Raw genomic sequence first — 20,130 nt, 5'->3', positions numbered from 1 at the left:
CTATGGTCACCCCGCAGCACGCAGAAGAACTGACCCAAGGCGCCCGCGAACTGGGCGTCGACCTGAGTGAAGTCCAGCATGAAAAACTGCTGGGCTATCTGTCGTTACTGATCAAGTGGAACAAGGCCTACAACCTGACTGCTGTCCGCGATCCGGACGAAATGGTGTCTCGCCATCTGCTCGATAGCCTGAGTGTCGTGCCTTACATTCAGGGTGAGCGCCAGCTTGACGTGGGCAGTGGCGGCGGCATGCCCGGTATTCCGCTGGCGATCCTGTTCCCGGACATGCAGGTCACGTGTCTGGACAGTAATGGCAAAAAGACTCGCTTTTTGACCCAGGTCAAACTCGAACTGAAACTCGACAATCTCCAAGTTATCCACAGCCGTGCAGAAGCATTCCAGCCTGAACAACCGTTCACAGGAATCATCTCCCGCGCTTTCAGCAGCCTTGAAGACTTCACACAGTGGACGCGTCACATGGGTGACACCCAGACGCGATGGCTGGCAATGAAAGGTCTGCATCCGGCTGACGAACTGGTAGCATTGCCCGCAGATTTTCGTCTGGAAAGCGCGCAAGCCTTGGCCGTACCGGGTTGCCAAGGCCAACGGCATCTGCTGATACTGCGCCGCACGGCATGACAGGGAACACACGCAAGAATGGCTAAGGTATTCGCGATAGCGAACCAAAAAGGTGGTGTGGGTAAAACCACCACCTGCATCAACCTCGCAGCGTCGCTGGTTGCTACCAAGCGTCGGGTGTTGTTGATCGATCTCGATCCACAGGGCAACGCCACCATGGGTAGCGGTGTGGATAAACATGGGCTGGAGCATTCCGTCTACGATCTTCTGATCGGCGAATGTGACCTGAACCAGGCCATGCATTTTTCCGAGCACGGCGGTTATCAACTGCTGCCTGCCAACCGCGACCTGACCGCCGCTGAAGTCGTCTTGCTGGAAATGCAGATGAAAGAGGCACGCCTGCGCACAGCGCTGGCGCCGATTCGCGAGAACTACGATTACATCCTGATCGACTGCCCTCCATCCCTGTCGATGCTGACGCTCAATGCCCTCGTAGCGGCGGACGGTGTGATTATCCCCATGCAGTGCGAATACTTCGCGCTAGAAGGCCTGAGTGACCTTGTGGATAACATCAAGCGCATCGCCGAGCTGCTTAATCCACAGCTCAAGATCGAAGGCTTGTTGCGAACGATGTATGACCCGCGTCTGAGCCTGATCAACGATGTCTCTGCCCAGCTCAAGGAACATTTCGGCGACCAGCTGTACGACACTGTGATCCCACGCAACATTCGACTGGCCGAGGCCCCGAGTTTCGGGATGCCGGCGCTGGCCTATGACAAGACCTCTCGCGGTGCCCTGGCTTATCTGGCTCTGGCGGGCGAAATGGTTCGTCGTCAACGTCGCGGATCCCGCGCCGCCGCCCAGCCCACTTAAGGAAATCCCATGGCCGTCAAGAAACGAGGACTCGGACGTGGGCTGGACGCACTGCTGAGCAGCCCCACCGTCAGCGCGCTGGAAGAACAGGCCGTTCAGGCCGATCAGCGCGAGTTACAGCACATTCCGCTGGATCTGATCCAGCGCGGCAAGTATCAGCCACGCCGGGATATGGATCCGCAGGCGCTGGAAGAACTGGCCAATTCGATCAAGGCTCAGGGCGTCATGCAGCCGATCGTGGTGCGCCCGATCGCCGACAACCGCTTCGAGATCATCGCCGGTGAACGTCGCTGGCGTGCCAGCCAACAGGCAGGCATCGAAACGATCCCGGCAATGGTGCGTGACGTGCCGGATGAAGCGGCTATCGCAATGGCGCTCATCGAGAACATCCAGCGCGAAGACCTCAATCCGATTGAAGAGGCCATCGCACTGCAGCGCTTGCAGCAGGAATTCCAGTTGACCCAGCAGCAGGTCGCGGAGGCTGTGGGTAAGTCACGCGTCAGCGTGGCCAACCTTTTGCGTCTTATCGCGCTGCCTGAGGTGATCAAGACTATGCTGTCCCACGGAGACCTTGAGATGGGTCATGCCCGAGCGTTGCTGGGTTTGCCGGAAGAAAGGCAGGTCGACGGGGCGCGACATGTTGTCGCACGCGGGCTGACCGTGCGCCAGACTGAGGCACTTGTACGGCAGTGGTTGAGTGGGAAGCAGGAGCCTGCCGAACCCGTCAAAGCCGATCCGGACATCACCCGACTCGAGCAGCGTCTGGCCGAGCGCCTAGGCTCTGCGGTGCAGATTCGCCATGGTCAAAAGGGAAAAGGCCAGTTGGTAATCCGTTATAACTCACTGGATGAGTTGCAGGGCGTCCTCGCCCACATCCGCTGAAACAAATCGTGCGTAGCGTGTAGTCGGAAATCACTACCCGGCAGTTGAATAGGGGCTGAACCGCCCCTATACTCTGCGCGCATTTTGTCGGCACAAATTATGCCAAGTTATTGATTTTGGCGGCTGGCATACGAGGAGCCCATGTGATGGAGACACGCACGCCAAACCGCTTGCCATTCCATCGTCTGGCTGTTTTCCCGGTACTGCTGGCTCAATTGATTGTGCTGTTACTGGCAGCGGTGACGCTTTGGCAGTGGCATGGAGTCGTAGCTGGATACTCAGGGCTTTGCGGAGGCCTGATAGCTTGGCTGCCCAATTTGTACTTTGCCCATAAGGCGTTCCGGTTTTCCGGTGCCAGGGCTGCGCAAGCCATCGTTCGGTCGTTCTACGCCGGCGAGGCAGGCAAACTGATTTTTACGGCAGTGCTGTTTGCACTGACCTTCGCAGGTGTAAAGCCGCTGGCCCCGCTGGCGGTTTTCGGAGTGTTCATGCTGACCCAGTTGGTCAGCTGGTTCGCACCCCTGCTAATGAGAACAAGACTTTTGAGACCTTAGGGCGTTTGAGGCAACCATGGCAGAGCAAACAGCTTCGGGCTATATCCAGCACCACTTGCAGAACTTGACCTTCGGTCATTTGCCTGACGGCACTTGGGGCTTCGCGCATTCCGCAGCAGAAGCAAAAGAAATGGGCTTTTGGGCTTTCCACCTCGACACGCTTGGCTGGTCGGTGGCTCTGGGTCTGATCTTCGTCCTGCTCTTCCGCATGGCCGCTAAAAAAGCGACCTCCGGTCAGCCTGGCGGTCTGCAGAACTTCGTCGAAGTCCTGATCGAATTCGTCGACGGCAGCGTAAAAGACAGCTTCCATGGTCGCAGCGCGGTCATCGCACCTCTGGCACTGACCATTTTCGTCTGGGTTTTCCTGATGAACGCGGTCGACCTCGTGCCGGTTGACTGGATTCCACAGTTGGCGGTGATGATTTCCGGCGATCACCACATTCCGTTCCGCGCGGTGTCGACCACCGACCCTAACGCAACCATCGGCATGGCGCTTTCGGTCTTCGCACTGATCATTTTCTACAGCATCAAGGTCAAGGGCATTGGCGGTTTCATTGGCGAATTGACCCTGCACCCGTTCGGCAGCAAGAACGTTGTTGTCCAGGCACTGTTGATTCCTGTGAACTTCCTGCTTGAATTCGTGACACTGATCGCCAAACCGGTTTCTCTGGCGCTGCGTCTCTTCGGCAACATGTACGCCGGTGAACTCGTGTTCATCCTGATCGCGGTCATGTTCGGCAGCGGGCTGCTGTGGCTCAGCGGACTGGGCGTGGTACTGCAATGGGCGTGGGCTGTCTTCCACATCCTGATCATCACCCTGCAAGCGTTCATCTTCATGATGCTGACCATCGTCTACCTGTCGATGGCTCACGAAGATAACCATTAAGACCCGCCTGGCGAGTCTGATGATCCCCTCATTGCGGTGAGGGGGCGCCCGCAAGGGCTTGATGTAAAAAACGATTTTGTTTTACCGCTTTAATCTAAAAAAACCTAACCAATACGACGTAAAAGTCGGGAGGAAAGATGGAAACTGTAGTTGGTCTAACTGCTATCGCTGTTGCACTGCTGATCGGCCTGGGTGCTCTGGGTACTGCAATCGGTTTCGGCCTGCTGGGCGGTAAGTTCCTGGAAGGCGCAGCGCGTCAACCAGAAATGGTTCCAATGCTGCAAGTTAAAATGTTCATCGTGGCTGGTCTGCTCGACGCCGTAACCATGATCGGTGTTGGTATCGCTCTGTTCTTCACTTTTGCGAACCCCTTCGTTGGTCAACTCGCTGGCTAATCGCTCGAATTTTCGAGTTGATTGGTGTGATGGACAACGAACGAGCGAGGTGTTGGCGTGAACATTAATGCAACCCTGATTGGCCAGTCCGTTGCGTTCTTCATTTTTGTGCTGTTCTGCATGAAGTTCGTGTGGCCTCCGGTCATCGCGGCTTTGCACGAACGTCAGAAGAAGATCGCGGATGGACTGGACGCTGCTACTCGAGCAGCTCGCGACCTGGAGCTGGCCCAAGATAAAGCGGGTCAGCAACTGCGCGAAGCGAAAGCTCAGGCAGCTGAAATCATTGAGCAAGCCAAGAAGCGCGGTACTCAGATTGTCGACGAAGCCCGTGAACAGGCTCGTGTCGATGCTGACCGCATCAAGGCTCAGGCTCAGGCCGAGATCGAGCAGGAACTGAACGGCGTCAAAGACGCGCTGCGCGCCCAACTGGGCAGCCTGGCAGTCAACGGCGCGGAGAAGATCCTGGGTGCCACAATCGATCAAAACGCGCACGCGGAGCTGGTTAACAAACTGGCTGCTGAAATTTAAGCGAGGGCGATCATGGCAGAACTGACCACGTTGGCCCGACCTTACGCTAAGGCAGCCTTCGAGCATGCACAGGCGCACCAGCAACTGGCCAATTGGTCAGCCATGCTCGGCCTGGCTGCTGCGGTGTCGCAAGACGACACCATGCAGCGCATGCTCAAGGCCCCGCGACTGACGAGCGCAGACAAGGCCGCCACTTTTATTGAAGTGTGCGGCGACAAGTTCGATGCCAAGGCACAGAATTTCATTCACGTCGTTGCTGAAAACGACCGTCTCCAGCTTCTGCCGGAGATCTCCGAACTGTTCGAGCTGTACAAGGCCGAGCAGGAAAAATCGGTAGATGTGGATGTGACCAGTGCTTTTGCATTGAACCAAGAACAGCAAGACAAACTCGCCAAGGTTCTCAGTGCACGGCTCGGCCGGGAAGTGCGCCTGCACGCTGCGGAGGATGCTGCCCTGATAGGTGGTGTCATCATCCGCGCCGGCGACCTGGTTATCGATGGCTCAGTTCGCGGCAAACTCGCGCAACTAGCCGAAGCATTGAAATCTTGAGTTTGAAGGGGCAGCAGAGCAATGCAGCAACTCAATCCTTCCGAAATAAGTGAAATCATCAAGGGCCGCATCGACAAGCTCGATGTAGCCTCCCAAGCCCGCAACGAAGGCACTGTCGTCAGCGTGTCTGACGGTATCGTGCGGATTCACGGTCTGGCCGACGCTATGTACGGCGAAATGATCGAGTTCCCGGGCGGCGTCTACGGTATGGCACTCAACCTGGAGCAAGACTCCGTGGGTGCTGTCGTACTGGGCGCATACACCTCTCTTGCCGAAGGCATGAGCGCCAAGTGCACAGGCCGCATCCTGGAGGTTCCGGTTGGTAAGGAACTGCTGGGTCGCGTTGTCGATGCACTGGGTAACCCTGTGGACGGTAAAGGTCCTCTGAACAACACCGAGACCGACGCGGTCGAGAAAGTTGCTCCAGGCGTTATCTGGCGTAAGTCGGTAGACCAGCCTGTACAGACTGGCTACAAGGCTGTCGATGCCATGATCCCTGTCGGCCGTGGCCAGCGTGAGCTGATCATCGGTGACCGTCAGATCGGTAAAACCGCTCTGGCGATCGACGCGATCATCAACCAGAAAGACAGCGGCATCTTCTGCGTCTACGTTGCTATTGGTCAGAAGCAATCGACCATCGCCAACGTTGTTCGCAAGCTGGAAGAAAACGGCGCTCTGGCCAACACCATCATCGTGGCCGCCAGTGCTTCCGAATCTCCTGCGCTGCAATTCCTGGCTCCTTATGCCGGTTGCACCATGGGCGAATACTTCCGCGACCGCGGTGAAGACGCACTGATCGTTTATGACGATCTGTCGAAGCAAGCAGTGGCTTACCGCCAGATTTCCCTGCTGCTGCGCCGTCCACCAGGACGTGAAGCTTACCCAGGCGACGTGTTCTATCTCCACTCCCGTCTGCTGGAGCGCGCATCCCGCGTTTCGGAAGAGTACGTAGAGAAGTTCACCAACGGCGCAGTGACCGGCAAAACCGGTTCCCTGACCGCACTGCCGATCATCGAAACCCAGGCTGGCGACGTTTCCGCGTTCGTTCCGACCAACGTGATTTCCATCACCGACGGTCAGATCTTCCTGGAATCGGCCATGTTCAACTCCGGCATCCGTCCGGCTGTGAACGCTGGTGTTTCGGTATCTCGTGTGGGCGGTGCCGCTCAGACCAAGATCATCAAGAAGCTGTCCGGTGGTATCCGTACCGCTCTGGCTCAGTACCGTGAACTGGCGGCATTCGCCCAGTTCGCCTCTGACCTGGACGAAGCGACCCGTAAGCAACTTGAGCATGGTCAGCGCGTTACCGAGCTGATGAAGCAGAAGCAATACGCGCCAATGTCGATCGCTGACATGTCGCTGTCGCTGTATGCCGCTGAGCGTGGGTTCCTGACTGACGTCGAAATCGCCAAGGTCGGCAGCTTTGAACAAGCGCTGATTGCTTACTTCAACCGCGATCACGCCGATTTGATGGCGAAGATCAACGTGAAGGGTGACTTCAATGACGAAATCGATTCTGGCCTCAAAGCCGGTATCGAGAAGTTCAAGGCCACCCAAACCTGGTAAGCCGCAGCGGGAGTCGCGAGGCTCCCGCTTGCTAACCTGATAGGTGTTACATGGCAGGCGCAAAAGAGATTCGCAGCAAGATTGCGAGCATCAAAAGCACGCAAAAGATCACCAGCGCCATGGAAAAAGTGGCGGTCAGCAAAATGCGCAAGGCTCAAATGCGCATGGCTGCTAGCCGTCCTTACGCGGAGCGCATCCGCCAGGTGATTGGTCATCTTGCCAACGCTAACCCGGAATACCGTCACCCCTTCATGATCGAACGCGAAGTAAAGCGCGTCGGTTATATCGTGGTGAGCAGTGACCGCGGTCTGTGTGGTGGCTTGAATACCAACCTGTTCAAGGCTTTGGTCAAGGACATGGCGAAGAACCGTGAAAACGGCGTAGAGATCGATCTGTGCGTGGTCGGCAGCAAAGGTGCGGCGTTTTTCCGCAACTTCGGCGGTAACGTCGTCGCTGCGATCAGCCACTTGGGCGAAGAGCCATCGATCAACGATTTGATCGGCAGCGTCAAGGTGATGCTGGATGCCTACCTGGAGGGCCGTATTGATCGCCTGTCCGTGGTATCCAACAAGTTCATCAACACCATGACTCAGCAGCCAACGGTCGAGCAGTTGATTCCGTTGGTCGCCACCCAGGATCAAGAACTCAAGCACCACTGGGATTACCTGTACGAACCCGACGCCAAAGAGCTGCTGGACGGCTTGATGGTCCGTTACGTGGAGTCGCAGGTCTACCAGGCGGTGGTCGAGAACAACGCAGCTGAACAAGCCGCGCGGATGATCGCGATGAAGAACGCCACTGACAACGCCGGTGACCTGATCAGCGATTTGCAGCTGATCTACAACAAGGCGCGTCAGGCAGCGATCACCCAAGAGATCTCGGAAATCGTCGGCGGCGCTGCCGCGGTTTAACGGTTCAAATATTCAGAGGATCCAGCTAATGAGTAGCGGACGTATCGTTCAAATCATCGGCGCCGTGATCGACGTGGAATTTCCACGCGACAGCGTACCGAGTATCTACAACGCGCTGAAAGTACAAGGCGCGGAAACTACCCTGGAAGTTCAGCAGCAGCTGGGCGATGGCGTAGTTCGTACCATTGCGATGGGTTCTACCGAAGGCTTGAAGCGCGGTCTGGACGTTATCGACAGCGGCGCAGCCATCTCCGTACCGGTCGGTAAAGCGACTCTGGGCCGGATCATGGACGTCCTGGGTAACCCGATCGACGAAGCTGGCCCGATCGAAACCGAAGAGCGCTGGGGCATTCACCGTCCTGCGCCTTCGTTCGCTGACCAGGCAGGCGGCAACGACCTGCTGGAAACCGGCATCAAGGTTATCGACCTGGTTTGCCCGTTTGCCAAGGGCGGTAAAGTCGGTCTGTTCGGTGGTGCCGGTGTCGGCAAGACCGTAAACATGATGGAACTGATCCGTAACATCGCCATCGAGCACAGCGGTTATTCCGTGTTCGCCGGTGTGGGTGAGCGTACTCGTGAGGGTAACGACTTCTACCACGAGATGAAGGATTCCAACGTTCTGGACAAAGTGGCACTGGTATACGGCCAGATGAACGAACCGCCGGGAAACCGTCTGCGCGTTGCTCTGACCGGTCTGACCATGGCCGAGAAGTTCCGTGACGAAGGTAACGACGTTCTGCTGTTCGTCGACAACATCTACCGTTACACACTGGCCGGTACTGAAGTATCCGCACTGCTGGGCCGTATGCCTTCCGCAGTAGGTTACCAGCCGACCCTGGCTGAAGAGATGGGCGTGCTGCAAGAGCGCATCACTTCGACCAAAGAAGGTTCGATCACCTCGATCCAGGCGGTATACGTACCAGCGGACGACTTGACCGATCCGTCGCCAGCGACCACCTTCGCCCACTTGGACGCCACCGTCGTTCTGTCCCGTGACATCGCTTCCCTGGGTATCTACCCAGCGGTTGACCCACTGGACTCGACTTCGCGCCAGCTGGACCCGAACGTTATCGGCCAGGACCACTACGACACCGCCCGCGGCGTTCAGTACGTTCTGCAGCGTTACAAAGAGCTGAAAGACATCATCGCGATCCTGGGTATGGACGAGCTGTCGGAAACCGACAAGCAGTTGGTATCCCGCGCTCGTAAGATCCAGCGCTTCCTGTCGCAGCCGTTCTTCGTGGCTGAAGTCTTCACCGGTGCATCGGGTAAATACGTTTCCCTGAAAGACACCATTGCTGGCTTCAAAGGCATCCTCGCCGGTGAGTACGACCACCTGCCAGAACAAGCGTTCTACATGGTCGGCGGCATCGAAGAAGCGATCGAGAAAGCCAAGAAACTGTAATCCAGGCGCCCGGCAACGGGCGCTAATCAGGTTGAGGCAAGCAAATGGCTATGACAGTCCATTGCGATATCGTCAGCGCGGAAGGAGAGATTTTCTCCGGTCTGGTCGAGATGGTGATTGCACACGGTAACCTGGGTGATATCGGTATTGCTCCAGGTCACGCGCCGCTGATCACTGATCTGAAGCCGGGCCCGATCCGTCTGATCAAGCAGGGTGGAGAAGCCGAGGTGTTTTACATCTCCGGTGGTTTCCTTGAGGTTCAACCGAACATGGTCAAAGTGCTTGCCGATACCGTGCAACGCGCTGCTGACCTGGACGAAGCCTCTGCTCAGGAAGCCGTCAAGGCTGCCGAGAAAGCCCTGAACGAAAAAGGCGCAGATTTCGACTACGGATCTGCTGCTGCACGTCTGGCGGAGGCCGCGGCTCAGCTGCGCACCGTTCAGCAAATTCGCAAGAAATTCGGCGGCTAAGGCTCACGACGTTCATGCGCGATTGAGTAAAAGGGTAGCCTCGGCTACCCTTTTTCTTTTTTCGGTTCTTTTTCCTGAATCATCAGCCCGGTCTCCGCTGCGGCTGCTCGCCTGGAATCCTTCATGTCTCTCGATATCGTCATTCTTGCTGCGGGTCAGGGCACTCGCATGCGTTCGGCTCTCCCTAAAGTGCTGCACCCGGTGGCCGGCAACTCCATGTTGGGCCATGTTATCCACAGTGCTCGTCAGCTTTCGCCTGACAGCATCCAGGTGGTGATCGGGCATGGCGCCGATAAGGTGCGTGAACAGCTTGCCGCCGACGACTTGAGCTTTGTCCTGCAGGACAAACAATTGGGGACCGGACACGCAGTCGCCCAGGCCGTGCCGGCGCTAAGCGCTGACACCGTTTTGATTTTGTACGGCGATGTCCCGCTGATCGAAGTGGAGACATTGCAGCGTCTGCTTACGCTGGTGAACGACCAGCAGCTGGGCCTGTTGACCGTCACCCTCGACGACCCGACCGGTTACGGCCGGATAGTGCGCGATGAACAGAACCGCGTCAGCGCCATCGTTGAGCACAAGGACGCCACTGACGCTCAGAAAGCGATCAAGGAAGGCAACACCGGGATTCTGGCTTTGCCTGGCAAGCGTCTGGCCGATTGGCTAGGCCGTCTGTCGAACAACAATGCCCAAGGCGAGTATTACCTGACCGACGTGATCGCAATGGCGGTGAACGACGGCCTGATCGTCGCCACAGCCCAGCCACATGACCCGATGGAAGTGCAGGGCGCCAACGACCGCAAACAGCTCGCCGAGCTGGAGCGTCACTACCAGCTGCGTGAAGCGCGCCGCCTGATGGCGCTTGGCGTGACGTTGCGCGATCCGGTGCGTTTCGATGTGCGCGGTGATGTCACGGTCGGACGCGATGTCACCATCGATATCAACGTGATCCTCGAAGGTCGTGTAGTCATCGAGGACGATGTGTCCATCGGCCCGAACTGTGTGATCAAAGACAGCACGCTGCGCAAAGGCGCAATCATTAAGGCGAACAGCCATCTTGAAGGCGCCATTGTCGGTGAAGCGGCCGATGCAGGTCCTTTCGCCCGACTTCGTCCAGGAAGCGTCTTGGGCGCTCGGGCCCATGTGGGTAACTTCGTTGAACTGAAGAACGCCGAGATGGGCGAGGGGGCCAAGGCCGGTCATCTGGCGTATCTGGGAGATGCGGTCATCGGCGCGCGCACGAATATCGGCGCCGGCACTATCACCTGCAATTATGACGGCGCCAACAAGCACAAAACGGTATTGGGCGAAGACGTATTCATCGGCTCGAACAACTCGCTGGTCGCGCCTGTGGATATCTCGTCGGGGGCAACGACTGCTGCAGGTTCAACCATTACGCAGAACGTTGCGGTCGAGCAGCTGGCAGTTGCCCGAGCGCGCCAGCGCAACATCGATGGCTGGAAGCGCCCGGTCAAAATCAAGAAACACTGAAGTTATCCACAGTTTGCATCAGGCCTGACTGCCATCGCGCGCGTTCAGGTCTGATTCAGTCCGTCTCTGCCAGGGCTTGATGTATTCACAGCCTTCGGCATCCCCAGAAAAATCATCGCCCTCTCTTGACGAATATCTTTCGATAGGTTTCTATTCGCATCGTTATCTTTCGAAACGAAACTTACGGGTCAACATGTCCAAGCGCAATACCCCTCAACGTCGTCACAATATCCTTGCGCTGCTCAATGAACAGGGCGAGGTGAGTGTCGACGAGTTGGCGAAACGTTTCGAGACCTCTGAAGTTACGGTTCGTAAGGATCTGGCTGCACTTGAAAGCAACGGCTTGTTGTTGCGCCGTTACGGCGGGGCGGTTCCGATGCCGCAGGAATTGATCGGCGAACCGGGTCAGCCGGTATCCCGACACAAGCAAGCCATTGCCCGCGCGGCGGTGAAGCGCATCCGTGAGCATGCCCGAATCATCATCGACAGCGGCAGTACCACCGCTGCCATGATCCCAGAGCTTGGTCAGCAGCCCGGCCTGGTCGTCATGACGAACTCTTTGCATGTCGCCAACGCCCTCGGCGAGCTGGAGCATGAACCGGTGTTGTTGATGACCGGGGGCACTTGGGACCCGCATTCCGAGTCGTTCCAGGGCCAGGTCGCCGAACAAGTGCTGCGTTCCTATGACTTCGATCAGCTCTTCATCGGTGCGGACGGCATTGATCTGATGCGCGGTACCACGACCTTCAACGAGCTGCTGGGCCTCAGTCGTGTCATGGCCGAGGTCGCTCGCGAAGTGATTGTCATGGTCGAAGCCGACAAGGTCGGTCGCAAGATTCCCAATCTGGAACTGCCCTGGAGCAGTGTCCACACCCTTATTACCGACGATCGACTGCCTCAGGAGGCACGCGATCATATTCAGGCGCGCGGCGTTACGTTGATCTGCGCCGCTGTTTCCTAGGAGAAAAAACCATGTGTGGAATTGTCGGCGCTGTCGCTGAACGTAATGTCACCGCCATCCTGCTGGAAGGCCTCAAGCGTCTGGAATACCGCGGCTACGACAGCGCGGGCGTAGCGCTGTTCAGCAATGCTGGCGTGCTGGAGCGTCGTCGCCGCGTCGGCAAGGTCAATGAGCTTGAGCAATCGCTGGCGGGCGAACCGTTGGTGGGCCGTCTGGGTATTGCCCACACCCGTTGGGCCACCCACGGTGCGCCTCTGGAGCACAACGCGCACCCACACTTTTCCAGCGGCGAACTGGCCGTTGTCCACAACGGCATCATCGAAAACCATGAGCCGCTGCGCGATCGTCTGAAAAGCCTCGGCTACCTGTTCACCTCCGATACCGACACCGAAGTCATCGTGCACCTGCTGCACCATAAAATGCAGGACACGCCTGATCTGACCGCAGCGCTCAAAGCAACCGTTAAAGAACTGCACGGTGCTTATGGCCTGGCAGTCATCAGTGCCAAGCAACCTGATCGTCTGGTCGCGGCACGCAGCGGAAGCCCGCTGGTGGTCGGCCTGGGTCTGGGTGAGAACTTCCTGGCCTCCGATCAGCTGGCGCTGCGTCAGGTCACCGATCGCTTCATGTACCTGGAAGAGGGCGACATCGCCGAGATCCGCCGTGACAGCGTGCAGATCTGGACCGCTGCCGGCGTTTCGGTGGAGCGAGAAATCGTGCAGTACCGCGAAGGCGCCGAGGCCGCTGACAAAGGCGAGTTCCGTCACTTCATGCTCAAGGAAATCCACGAGCAGCCAAAAGTCGTGCAACGCACGCTGGAAAACCGTCTGGGTCCGGAGCAGGTGCTGGTCCAGGCATTCGGCCCGCAAGCGGCCGAGCTGTTCGCCAAAGTGCGCAACGTCCAGATCGTTGCCTGCGGCACCAGTTATCACGCCGGGATGGTCGCCCGTTACTGGCTGGAAGGCCTGGCGGGTATTCCCTGTCAGGTCGAAGTCGCCAGCGAATTCCGCTACCGCAAAGTCGTGGTCCAGCCGGACACGCTGTTCGTCTCGATTTCCCAGTCTGGCGAAACCGCCGACACCTTGGCCGCACTGCGCAACGCCAAAGAACTGGGCTTCCTCGCAAGCCTGGCGATCTGCAACGTCAGCATCAGCTCGCTGGTGCGTGAATCCGACCTGACCCTGCTGACGCAAGCAGGCCCTGAAATCGGAGTGGCCTCCACCAAGGCATTCACCACTCAGCTGGTTGCCCTGATGCTGTTGACCCTGTCGCTGGGTCAGGTCAAAGGCACGTTGGCTGCTGGCGTTGAAGCTGAGCTGGTTGAAGAACTGCGTCGCCTGCCAACCCGCCTGGGCGAAGCGTTGGCGATGGACAGCACCGTCGAGAAAGTGGCCGAGTTGTTCGCCGAGAAGAACCACACGCTGTTCCTCGGACGTGGCGCGCAATTCCCGGTCGCGATGGAAGGTGCCCTGAAACTCAAGGAAATCTCCTACATCCACGCCGAAGCCTATCCAGCAGGCGAGCTCAAACACGGCCCGCTAGCGCTGGTCGACAGCGACATGCCCGTCGTGACCGTGGCGCCGAACAACGAACTGCTGGAAAAACTGAAGTCGAACCTGCAGGAAGTCCGCGCCCGTGGCGGTGAGTTGATCGTCTTCGCTGACGAACAAGCCGGCCTCAACAACGGCGAAGGCACCCACGTCATCTCGATGCCGCACATCATCGATGCCCTGGCGCCGATTCTCTACACCGTCCCGCTGCAGCTGCTGTCTTACTACGTCGCAGTGCTTAAAGGCACGGACGTGGATCAGCCGCGTAACCTGGCGAAGTCGGTGACGGTGGAATAAGTTATCCACAACGAGTCGTTGTGGTGGTTTTGAACAATAAAGATTGACACAAAACAATAAAGTTTGACACTCATGAACATAGATTGACACAAGGCTCAAACCCCCGTATCTACGGGGGTTTTCCTTTCCAGGCTTTCCCTTTGGTCTGGATTCTTCGCTTCAACTTTCAGCGGGTGTAGTCTGGAAAATGTTTTGAATACGGCCGCTTTGGCAGTCGTGTCCTTCTACGACTTTTTCTCGACGCGAGGTGAAGCGGTCCGCATCGACTGAGGAGGCGTGGGTTGCGAGGTCGTAAATTTGCATCACAGCAGGACATTGAACGGCACATTGCAAATGGATTTGGCGAAGGCGCCGGGGCAAGCTACGTGCCTTGGCTGCGGGTACAAGATGTCCCGTCGATAGGTCGTTCGCACAAGATTCAAGGTGTGAAGATCGAGAGGATTCATCACCTCCTGTCAGATCTCGAGCGTTCCTACTTCCTTGTGTGTGAATTTTCTGAAGACGTCGTGGATATCCGGGAGCAATACCCTTTACTACCCACAGAGCGTGCGCAAGCGATAGCGTCGGCGATCGATGTACGCTATCCAAGATACCCTAGAACAACACTGCCTTATGTGATGACAACAGACTTCCTGTTAACTGTTAAGGACCCGAGCGGAAACTTCAAATCGGTAGCTAGGACGGTGAAGTATCGTTCCGATTTAATTGGCAATGGAAGTAAAAGAACGCTTGAAAAACTTGAAATTGAAAAGCGTTTTTGGGAAAGCCAAGGTGTTGATTGGAAAATCGTAACAGACGAGTTTTTTTCACGAGATTTGATTAAAAATCTTGGACTAATCAGGAGGTACTCGAAGCTCTCTCGTGATTTAATGAAAGCGCCGTTGCATTCGAATTTTATCGAGTGCCTTGTAAACAGCCGGGAATATTCGTGGACCTTAGCCACCTGTCTAAGAAAAATAGCGTCACTTCTGTCCATTTCCTATATAGACGCTCAAGCAATTTTCTTTCACCTGGTTTGGAACAAGATACTGAAAATCGATTTGGTTAACACTCCTCTCCACCTTACTGGTCTAGTTCCTGGCTTCGAAGTTTCACCGAGCCCTGTCCAAGTATCGTTGAAGGAGAAAATGTCATGACTGTTCTCGTTAATGACGTTTTCGAGCCTGTAACCGATCTGTCGGTCATCGCTACGATAGCCAGGCTCCTTTACCAGGATGAAACACATGACTTAGCAGTTTTGATGGATCTAGCTGACCCACCCCGGCAGCCATACGCTGTTGGACTGGAGGAGCTGCGTCGATCGTTAGCGTCTGGTCACACCAAACCAGCAGCCATTGCCACGCCCGAGTTCATGCTTGTGCTTGAGGAACAGTTGGATGAGAGAGCCAAGCAAGGCCGGGACGAAAAGTGGGCCGTCATCGCCCCTCTATTAGATCCTAAATACCCGGGACAAATATTTGTACGAGGTGAGTTAGGCCGGCTTGTTAGCAGACGGGCGTCAGAGCTCGGAATCCAGCGGAAAACGATCTATCGGCTTCTTTACCGATATTGGTTTTATGGTCAAGTTCGCAACTCATTGCTTAATAATTATACGGCGGTAGGTGTTGCCGATAGAAAATATGATCCGAGCAGGCCACCAGGGCGAAAGCCTAAATTTCAAGGCGTTCTTACTTCGCCTTCCAAGATGCTCAGTGCGGTTGATAAACGATGCATCCGTGTTGGATATGCTCTTTATGTAAGAGATAAGAAATCTTCCATTTCGAGCGCATATGACGAAATGTTGAGACGATTTTACTCAGTCCGAGACATCTCTAAAAACAGTGAAGAAGAGCTTCGTTTGTTGCCTGGTTCAGAACTCCCCAGCTTGAGGCAGTTCCAATATTGGGGACAGATTTTTTTCGACGAGATTGCAACCGAGCGTGGCCGTAAAGGATTGAGGAGATGGTTAAAGGACTGCCGTCCGCTTTCAGGTACCGTTCGCGATTGGCTGCGTGGACCCTGTCATCAGTTCGAGATCGACGCGACTATTGCCGATATTTATTTGGTCAACAGCTACTCCAGGCGGATGCTCATTGGCCGGCCCGTAGTTTATATCGTTGTGGATAGCTTCTCCGGAATGATTGCTGGTCTCTATGTAGGATTGGAGGGCCCTAGTTGGAATGGGGCCAGGCAAGCGCTGTTCAACGCGTTTACCTCCAAAGTCGAGTTCTGCGCTCAGAACGGCGTCGAAATCAATGCAGATGATTGGAATTGTCACCACCTGCCCCACCAGATTTACGCCGACCGAGGAGAGATGCTGTCACTCGCAGCAGAGGGGCTATCGTCAGGATTGGGAATTGAGATGGGCACTGCTCCGCCTTATCGGCCGGATTGGAAGCCTATGGTGGAAAGTCGGTTTGGCATTTTGAATGATTTGACGGGTATCAGATGGCTACCTGGCGGGGTAGCAGCGCGAGACAAAGAGCGAGGCGAGCGAGATTACCGGCTCGATGCCACGCTGAATCTCAAAGAGTTCACCCAAATCCTCATCAAGTGCGTACTCCACTATAACGGGCACCATCGACAGCCTGAACGACTGACGCAGGCGATGATGAATGACGGCGTTGAACCTACACCCAACGGGATATGGAATTGGGCCTGCGACAACGACCTGATCGAATCCAACAAACGTCCTGACGAGCTGGTTTACCTCCATCTCTTGCCTCGCGAGCGCGCGACCGTTCAAAAGGGTGGGGTTATGTTTCGCGGCATGCACTACGTGTGTGATATGGCCATAGAGAAAGATTGGTTTGCCAAGGCTCGCAAAGGGGGCGTTTGGTCAATAGAGTGTTGGTTCGATCCGAACTCGGCGGCACACATTTGGATTCAGGGAGAGGCCAAGCAGTTTATCCGTTGTGATCTTCGACGATCGGATGCCGGTTACGCGAATTACCGCTCGGACGAGATTTTTGATCTGCTCGAAGCCTATCGCCAAAAACCGCCTACTCGCCGGCGAGCCGAGCTGGAAAGCCGTGTGCAGCTTAGCGATCAGGTCCACCAGATCATCAGTCATGCACTCGCAGAACGAAAACTGGAACCTGCTCCGCCCACCAAGGCAGAGGCCACTGGAAACATCCGCGAGAACCGCGCAGAAGAACGTCTCCGTGAGCGTGAAAATGCGGTTGTTCCTGAAGGCGTTAGGGCGGAGCCAGCTTCACTTCAATCTGAATTGACACCGAAAGCGCATGATTCATATGCCGGCGAGCGGACTGCGCAGGTTATCGATTTGCTCAAAAGAATTCGGCCAGGACAGGCAAAATGAAAGGTGCACAGACGTTTGCCAATTACGTCAGACAGGACATTAGTGAGTATGCGGGTAACCCGCTTATCGAAGCTTTGCCTCCGATATTGTCGGAGGCCGCGGCTGTTGAGCTGATCTCGAATTTTCCTCAGCCGGTGGATCCGAAAGAGCTGACGCTCGAAGGAGCCACTCGAATTCACTGTATCGACCGGCTAAGAACCGTGGTACAGCCGTTTTTGCTACATCTGGAACTGGAGGCCCTGTTCTCACTGCTCATTCGTCGAGGGTATGTTGGGCGTAACCCGATGTCGCCCGCTACCGTCCGGCATTTGCATTCTTTATCGGGAGCTCAGCGTTACCACGATGCGTTCAAGTCCACTGCAGAAACGTTTACCGTCGTCGGCCTGAGCGGCATTGGCAAGTCGACGGCGCTCCACGCCATCTTGAGCCTTTATCCACAGACAATCCGTCATGAGCGCTATGAGGGAAAGCAGTTTGTTCATACCCAAATCACATGGCTGAAGCTTGACTGCCCTCGGGATGGATCGCTGGCTGGATTTTGCCAGCAGTTTTTTTATGCGGTTGGTGACGCTCTAGGAGATAAGGACTACCACAAGCGCTACAGGCATCGAAACATCAATGATGCGCTGCAACAGATGGAGCAGGTGGCCAGCACGTTTTTCATCGGCGCCTTGTTGATCGACGAGCTGCAAAACCTCCACCTGGCGAAAACCGGTGGTAAAGAGAGCATGCTGAATTTTTTCCTGCACTTGGTAAACAACATCGGTATCCCGGTGGTTTTCAGTGGCACGAACTCGACAATTAGCCTGTTCTCAGAAGCCATGCGGACTGCCCGCCGAGTTTGTGGTGCCGGTACGCTCGAATTCAAACGATTCGAAAAGGATGATGAGGAGTGGCGGTTGTTGGTCGAAAATCTCTGGAGCTATCAGTGGTGCAAGCAGACTGCCGAGCTGACCGACGAGATTTTTGACACGCTGTATGAACACACTCAAGGCGTGACAGATTTCCTGGTCAAGCTGCTGGTATTGAGTCAGCGTTATGCGGTCCAGAGTGGCTCGGAGTGTTTGACTGCCGAGGTCATGGTGAAGGTAAGCAACTCAAAAATGCAGATTCTAAAGCCAGCCCTTTCAGCCCTGCGTAGCCGTGATCCGAAGCGGATGCGACAGTTTGACGATTTGCTGCCGATTGAGGATCAACTGAGCGAAATGATGGTCTTCGATGGATTGGCACGAGAGGATCGCCTCACCTTGCTTCGAAGCGTTGTATCCCGTGAGAAACCGGCAGACCCATCTCCAACTATTCTTGCGAAAGATCACCCATCGCCGATTGCTACTGCTGTGGAAAACTCAGAGGCTAAAGCGCTTAGCGAACATGACGCTCCCCTCGACGCTCTGCGCGCTGCGGGCTGGCTCAACGAGGACCTGTTTGAGTTATCACCGATGTATCACAAAGCGTGAGTAGGAGGGGGGTGAAGTGCAGCTTAAACTCCATTTCTTCCCCGCCGCGTTTCCCGACGAGACGCTGCACAGCGTGATTTCTCGTTATGCCCGTCTTTGCGGTGTTCGTAATTGCCAAGCAGCATTTGCCGGACTGAAATCGGCGGCAGCTTTTTCGCAAAATGTGGCATTCCCGAGTCACTTAGGGGATTTTGTCGACGCGCTACCCAGCGGTACCGAGCTATCGGTAGCCGAGGTCCTGATGCGCCACACATTACTACCCTATTACGCGCCGTTTTTGAGGGTGAGCCAGGTTGAACACGCTCGGACGCTGATGACCGCTGATGGTAAAGGCTTGATGTTAAAGCTGGGCGTCAATGCGAGCCGTATTGGATTCGCCTCCCGAGTGCGGTTATGCCCAGAATGTATCGCCCAAGATCAGGCTCAACGGGGAGTCGCTTACTGGCACAGGGTCCACATGCTTCCAGGCGTGCTGGTATGTCCTCATCACGGTACGTCACTCAGGATCGTTGATCCTCGCTGGTCCAGCCGCAGCTCTCGACAACTCAATCTGCCCAGTGATGAGAATGTGCAAGCACACACAGTACTTCTCGACACCCCGTTGCGGTGCATGCCACCGCTTCACGAAATAGCGTTGCGCTCACTTCAGGTCCTCGAGTCTGAAGTCACTGCTTTGTCGGCGGAGGCGGTGCGCTTCACGCTTTTACACAGGGCAACGCAGCTCAACCTTGCTTCTGATAACCATCGCTTGCACCTGCACATGCTGGCGCAGCACATGGCCGATTTTTTTGCCGCACTCCCGCGAGAATGGGAATTTTCTATACTCGGAGATGTTCGTGCAGGTACACCCGCCTCATGGGTCACGAAGCTGCTTCGTACGCCTATAACCTCTCACCATCCGCTCAAATACATCTTATTGGCCGGTGCTCTGGGCGTTGAAATGGTGAGCTTGCTGCATGGTCAATGCCCTGTGAAACAGGCGGTGGCATGTGATCCGAAAGCTCACATTCGGCTTCACGCGCGCCTTTCTCCGGTGATGCCTGGTGAAGGCCTGGACTGTTCGTCAGCCGCTGTGTGGGAACATGCTCTTGAAGGAGCTGATGCCAAAAAGATCGCTGCCGTTCTAGGCGTTTCATCAGCGTATGTCTATCGTCACATCCGAAATGTACCCGGCGGGCAAGATGCTTGGAGGGAGGCGCGATTTCACATTGAGCTATGCGCAAGACGCGCGGCTTTCGAGGCTGATTATCGATTGTACAAAGCACATGCATGCAGGGGGTATGCGTGGCTGTATCGTCACGACAGACAGTGGCTTTCGGAGTCGACTGCAAACCCAAGCCCCCATCGTACGCCCCGTCTGAATAGCGCCGAAATGTTCGCAGCCCTCGATGCGAGACTGGCCGGCGAAGTCCGTCAGTGTGCCGACACGCTTTATGCTCTCGCGGGTAAGCCTGTCCGCATTTCGCGTACCAGGAT

At 56.0% G+C, this 20,130-nt stretch carries 19 protein-coding genes; all 19 read left to right on the top strand.

The window, feature by feature from the left end; all coding sequences use genetic code 11:
• The first annotated feature begins 2 nt into the window (after positions 1-2).
• On the top strand, positions 3-638 hold the full coding sequence (gene rsmG / locus BLS87_RS26805; protein ID WP_208605207.1) for a 16S rRNA (guanine(527)-N(7))-methyltransferase RsmG: 636 nt from the start codon (positions 3-5) through the stop codon (positions 636-638).
• Between the two features lie 18 nt (positions 639-656).
• A complete protein-coding gene (locus BLS87_RS26800; RefSeq protein ID WP_062386221.1) occupies positions 657-1,451 on the top strand; it encodes a ParA family protein in 795 nt (264 codons plus the stop codon).
• A 9-nt stretch (positions 1,452-1,460) separates the two neighbouring features.
• Complete coding sequence (locus tag BLS87_RS26795; RefSeq protein WP_074757412.1) at positions 1,461-2,333, top strand: ParB/RepB/Spo0J family partition protein; 873 nt, start codon at positions 1,461-1,463, stop codon at positions 2,331-2,333.
• A gap of 146 nt (positions 2,334-2,479) precedes the next feature.
• A complete protein-coding gene (locus BLS87_RS26790; RefSeq protein ID WP_074757410.1) occupies positions 2,480-2,887 on the top strand; it encodes a F0F1 ATP synthase subunit I in 408 nt (135 codons plus the stop codon).
• A 16-nt stretch (positions 2,888-2,903) separates the two neighbouring features.
• Positions 2,904-3,773, top strand: coding sequence for a F0F1 ATP synthase subunit A (atpB, locus tag BLS87_RS26785; RefSeq protein ID WP_074757408.1), 870 nt, complete (start codon positions 2,904-2,906; stop codon positions 3,771-3,773).
• Positions 3,774-3,910: 137 nt separating this feature from the next.
• On the top strand, positions 3,911-4,168 hold the full coding sequence (gene atpE / locus BLS87_RS26780; RefSeq protein ID WP_002555987.1) for a F0F1 ATP synthase subunit C: 258 nt from the start codon (positions 3,911-3,913) through the stop codon (positions 4,166-4,168).
• 57 nt (positions 4,169-4,225) lie between these two features.
• Positions 4,226-4,696, top strand: a complete 471-nt coding sequence (locus tag BLS87_RS26775) for a F0F1 ATP synthase subunit B (protein WP_062386210.1) — start codon at positions 4,226-4,228, stop codon at positions 4,694-4,696.
• Between the two features lie 12 nt (positions 4,697-4,708).
• Complete coding sequence (locus BLS87_RS26770; RefSeq protein WP_037016920.1) at positions 4,709-5,245, top strand: F0F1 ATP synthase subunit delta; 537 nt, start codon at positions 4,709-4,711, stop codon at positions 5,243-5,245.
• Positions 5,246-5,266: 21 nt separating this feature from the next.
• Positions 5,267-6,811: a F0F1 ATP synthase subunit alpha gene (atpA, locus tag BLS87_RS26765; protein WP_074757406.1), complete on the top strand. Its 1,545-nt coding sequence runs from the start codon at positions 5,267-5,269 to the stop codon at positions 6,809-6,811.
• A 50-nt stretch (positions 6,812-6,861) separates the two neighbouring features.
• Entirely contained in the window at positions 6,862-7,722 is an 861-nt protein-coding gene (gene atpG / locus BLS87_RS26760; RefSeq protein WP_074757404.1) for a F0F1 ATP synthase subunit gamma, read from the top strand.
• 28 nt (positions 7,723-7,750) lie between these two features.
• Positions 7,751-9,127 (top strand): F0F1 ATP synthase subunit beta, encoded by a 1,377-nt coding sequence (gene atpD / locus BLS87_RS26755; RefSeq protein ID WP_074757402.1) that lies wholly within the window; start codon positions 7,751-7,753, stop codon positions 9,125-9,127.
• A gap of 44 nt (positions 9,128-9,171) precedes the next feature.
• Positions 9,172-9,597 (top strand): F0F1 ATP synthase subunit epsilon, encoded by a 426-nt coding sequence (locus tag BLS87_RS26750; RefSeq protein WP_043192055.1) that lies wholly within the window; start codon positions 9,172-9,174, stop codon positions 9,595-9,597.
• 123 nt (positions 9,598-9,720) lie between these two features.
• A complete protein-coding gene (gene glmU / locus BLS87_RS26745; RefSeq protein ID WP_074757400.1) occupies positions 9,721-11,088 on the top strand; it encodes a bifunctional UDP-N-acetylglucosamine diphosphorylase/glucosamine-1-phosphate N-acetyltransferase GlmU in 1,368 nt (455 codons plus the stop codon).
• Positions 11,089-11,281: 193 nt separating this feature from the next.
• Complete coding sequence (locus BLS87_RS26740; protein ID WP_074757398.1) at positions 11,282-12,049, top strand: DeoR/GlpR family DNA-binding transcription regulator; 768 nt, start codon at positions 11,282-11,284, stop codon at positions 12,047-12,049.
• An 11-nt stretch (positions 12,050-12,060) separates the two neighbouring features.
• Complete coding sequence (glmS, locus tag BLS87_RS26735) at positions 12,061-13,896, top strand: glutamine--fructose-6-phosphate transaminase (isomerizing) (protein WP_074757396.1); 1,836 nt, start codon at positions 12,061-12,063, stop codon at positions 13,894-13,896.
• A 281-nt stretch (positions 13,897-14,177) separates the two neighbouring features.
• Positions 14,178-15,032 carry a TnsA endonuclease N-terminal domain-containing protein gene (locus BLS87_RS26730; RefSeq protein WP_074757394.1) on the top strand — a complete coding sequence of 285 codons (855 nt, stop codon included), beginning with the start codon at positions 14,178-14,180 and terminating at the stop codon, positions 15,030-15,032.
• A complete protein-coding gene (locus BLS87_RS26725; protein ID WP_074757392.1) occupies positions 15,029-17,197 on the top strand; it encodes a Mu transposase C-terminal domain-containing protein in 2,169 nt (722 codons plus the stop codon). The genes BLS87_RS26730 and BLS87_RS26725 overlap by 4 nt, the downstream gene beginning before the upstream one ends.
• Positions 17,194-18,654 carry an ATP-binding protein gene (locus BLS87_RS26720; protein WP_074757390.1) on the top strand — a complete coding sequence of 487 codons (1,461 nt, stop codon included), beginning with the start codon at positions 17,194-17,196 and terminating at the stop codon, positions 18,652-18,654. Before BLS87_RS26725 ends, BLS87_RS26720 begins: the two co-directional genes overlap by 4 nt.
• A 16-nt stretch (positions 18,655-18,670) precedes the next feature.
• Positions 18,671-20,130, top strand: a 1,460-nt coding sequence (locus BLS87_RS26715; protein WP_074757624.1) for a TnsD family Tn7-like transposition protein, incomplete at its 3' end; no start/stop codon positions are given.

Source organism: Pseudomonas abietaniphila, from assembly GCF_900100795.1.
Classification (GTDB): Bacteria; Pseudomonadota; Gammaproteobacteria; order Pseudomonadales; family Pseudomonadaceae; genus Aquipseudomonas; species Aquipseudomonas abietaniphila.
Note: the sequence above shows the minus strand (reverse complement) of the source record. Positions and strands in the feature narration are given on the sequence as shown.

Excerpts from the sequence above, each read along its gene's own strand:
- rsmG (WP_208605207.1), top strand. The coding sequence starts at position 3 with ATGGTCACCCCGCAGCACGCAGAAGAACTGACCCAAGGCGCCCGCGAA.
- BLS87_RS26800 (WP_062386221.1), top strand. The coding sequence starts at position 657 with ATGGCTAAGGTATTCGCGATAGCGAACCAAAAAGGTGGTGTGGGTAAA.
- BLS87_RS26795 (WP_074757412.1), top strand. The coding sequence starts at position 1,461 with ATGGCCGTCAAGAAACGAGGACTCGGACGTGGGCTGGACGCACTGCTG.
- BLS87_RS26790 (WP_074757410.1), top strand. The coding sequence starts at position 2,480 with ATGGAGACACGCACGCCAAACCGCTTGCCATTCCATCGTCTGGCTGTT.
- atpB (WP_074757408.1), top strand. The coding sequence starts at position 2,904 with ATGGCAGAGCAAACAGCTTCGGGCTATATCCAGCACCACTTGCAGAAC.
- atpE (WP_002555987.1), top strand. The coding sequence starts at position 3,911 with ATGGAAACTGTAGTTGGTCTAACTGCTATCGCTGTTGCACTGCTGATC.
- BLS87_RS26770 (WP_037016920.1), top strand. The coding sequence starts at position 4,709 with ATGGCAGAACTGACCACGTTGGCCCGACCTTACGCTAAGGCAGCCTTC.
- atpA (WP_074757406.1), top strand. The coding sequence starts at position 5,267 with ATGCAGCAACTCAATCCTTCCGAAATAAGTGAAATCATCAAGGGCCGC.
- atpG (WP_074757404.1), top strand. The coding sequence starts at position 6,862 with ATGGCAGGCGCAAAAGAGATTCGCAGCAAGATTGCGAGCATCAAAAGC.
- atpD (WP_074757402.1), top strand. The coding sequence starts at position 7,751 with ATGAGTAGCGGACGTATCGTTCAAATCATCGGCGCCGTGATCGACGTG.
- BLS87_RS26750 (WP_043192055.1), top strand. The coding sequence starts at position 9,172 with ATGGCTATGACAGTCCATTGCGATATCGTCAGCGCGGAAGGAGAGATT.
- glmU (WP_074757400.1), top strand. The coding sequence starts at position 9,721 with ATGTCTCTCGATATCGTCATTCTTGCTGCGGGTCAGGGCACTCGCATG.
- BLS87_RS26740 (WP_074757398.1), top strand. The coding sequence starts at position 11,282 with ATGTCCAAGCGCAATACCCCTCAACGTCGTCACAATATCCTTGCGCTG.
- glmS (WP_074757396.1), top strand. The coding sequence starts at position 12,061 with ATGTGTGGAATTGTCGGCGCTGTCGCTGAACGTAATGTCACCGCCATC.
- BLS87_RS26725 (WP_074757392.1), top strand. The coding sequence starts at position 15,029 with ATGACTGTTCTCGTTAATGACGTTTTCGAGCCTGTAACCGATCTGTCG.
- BLS87_RS26720 (WP_074757390.1), top strand. The coding sequence starts at position 17,194 with ATGAAAGGTGCACAGACGTTTGCCAATTACGTCAGACAGGACATTAGT.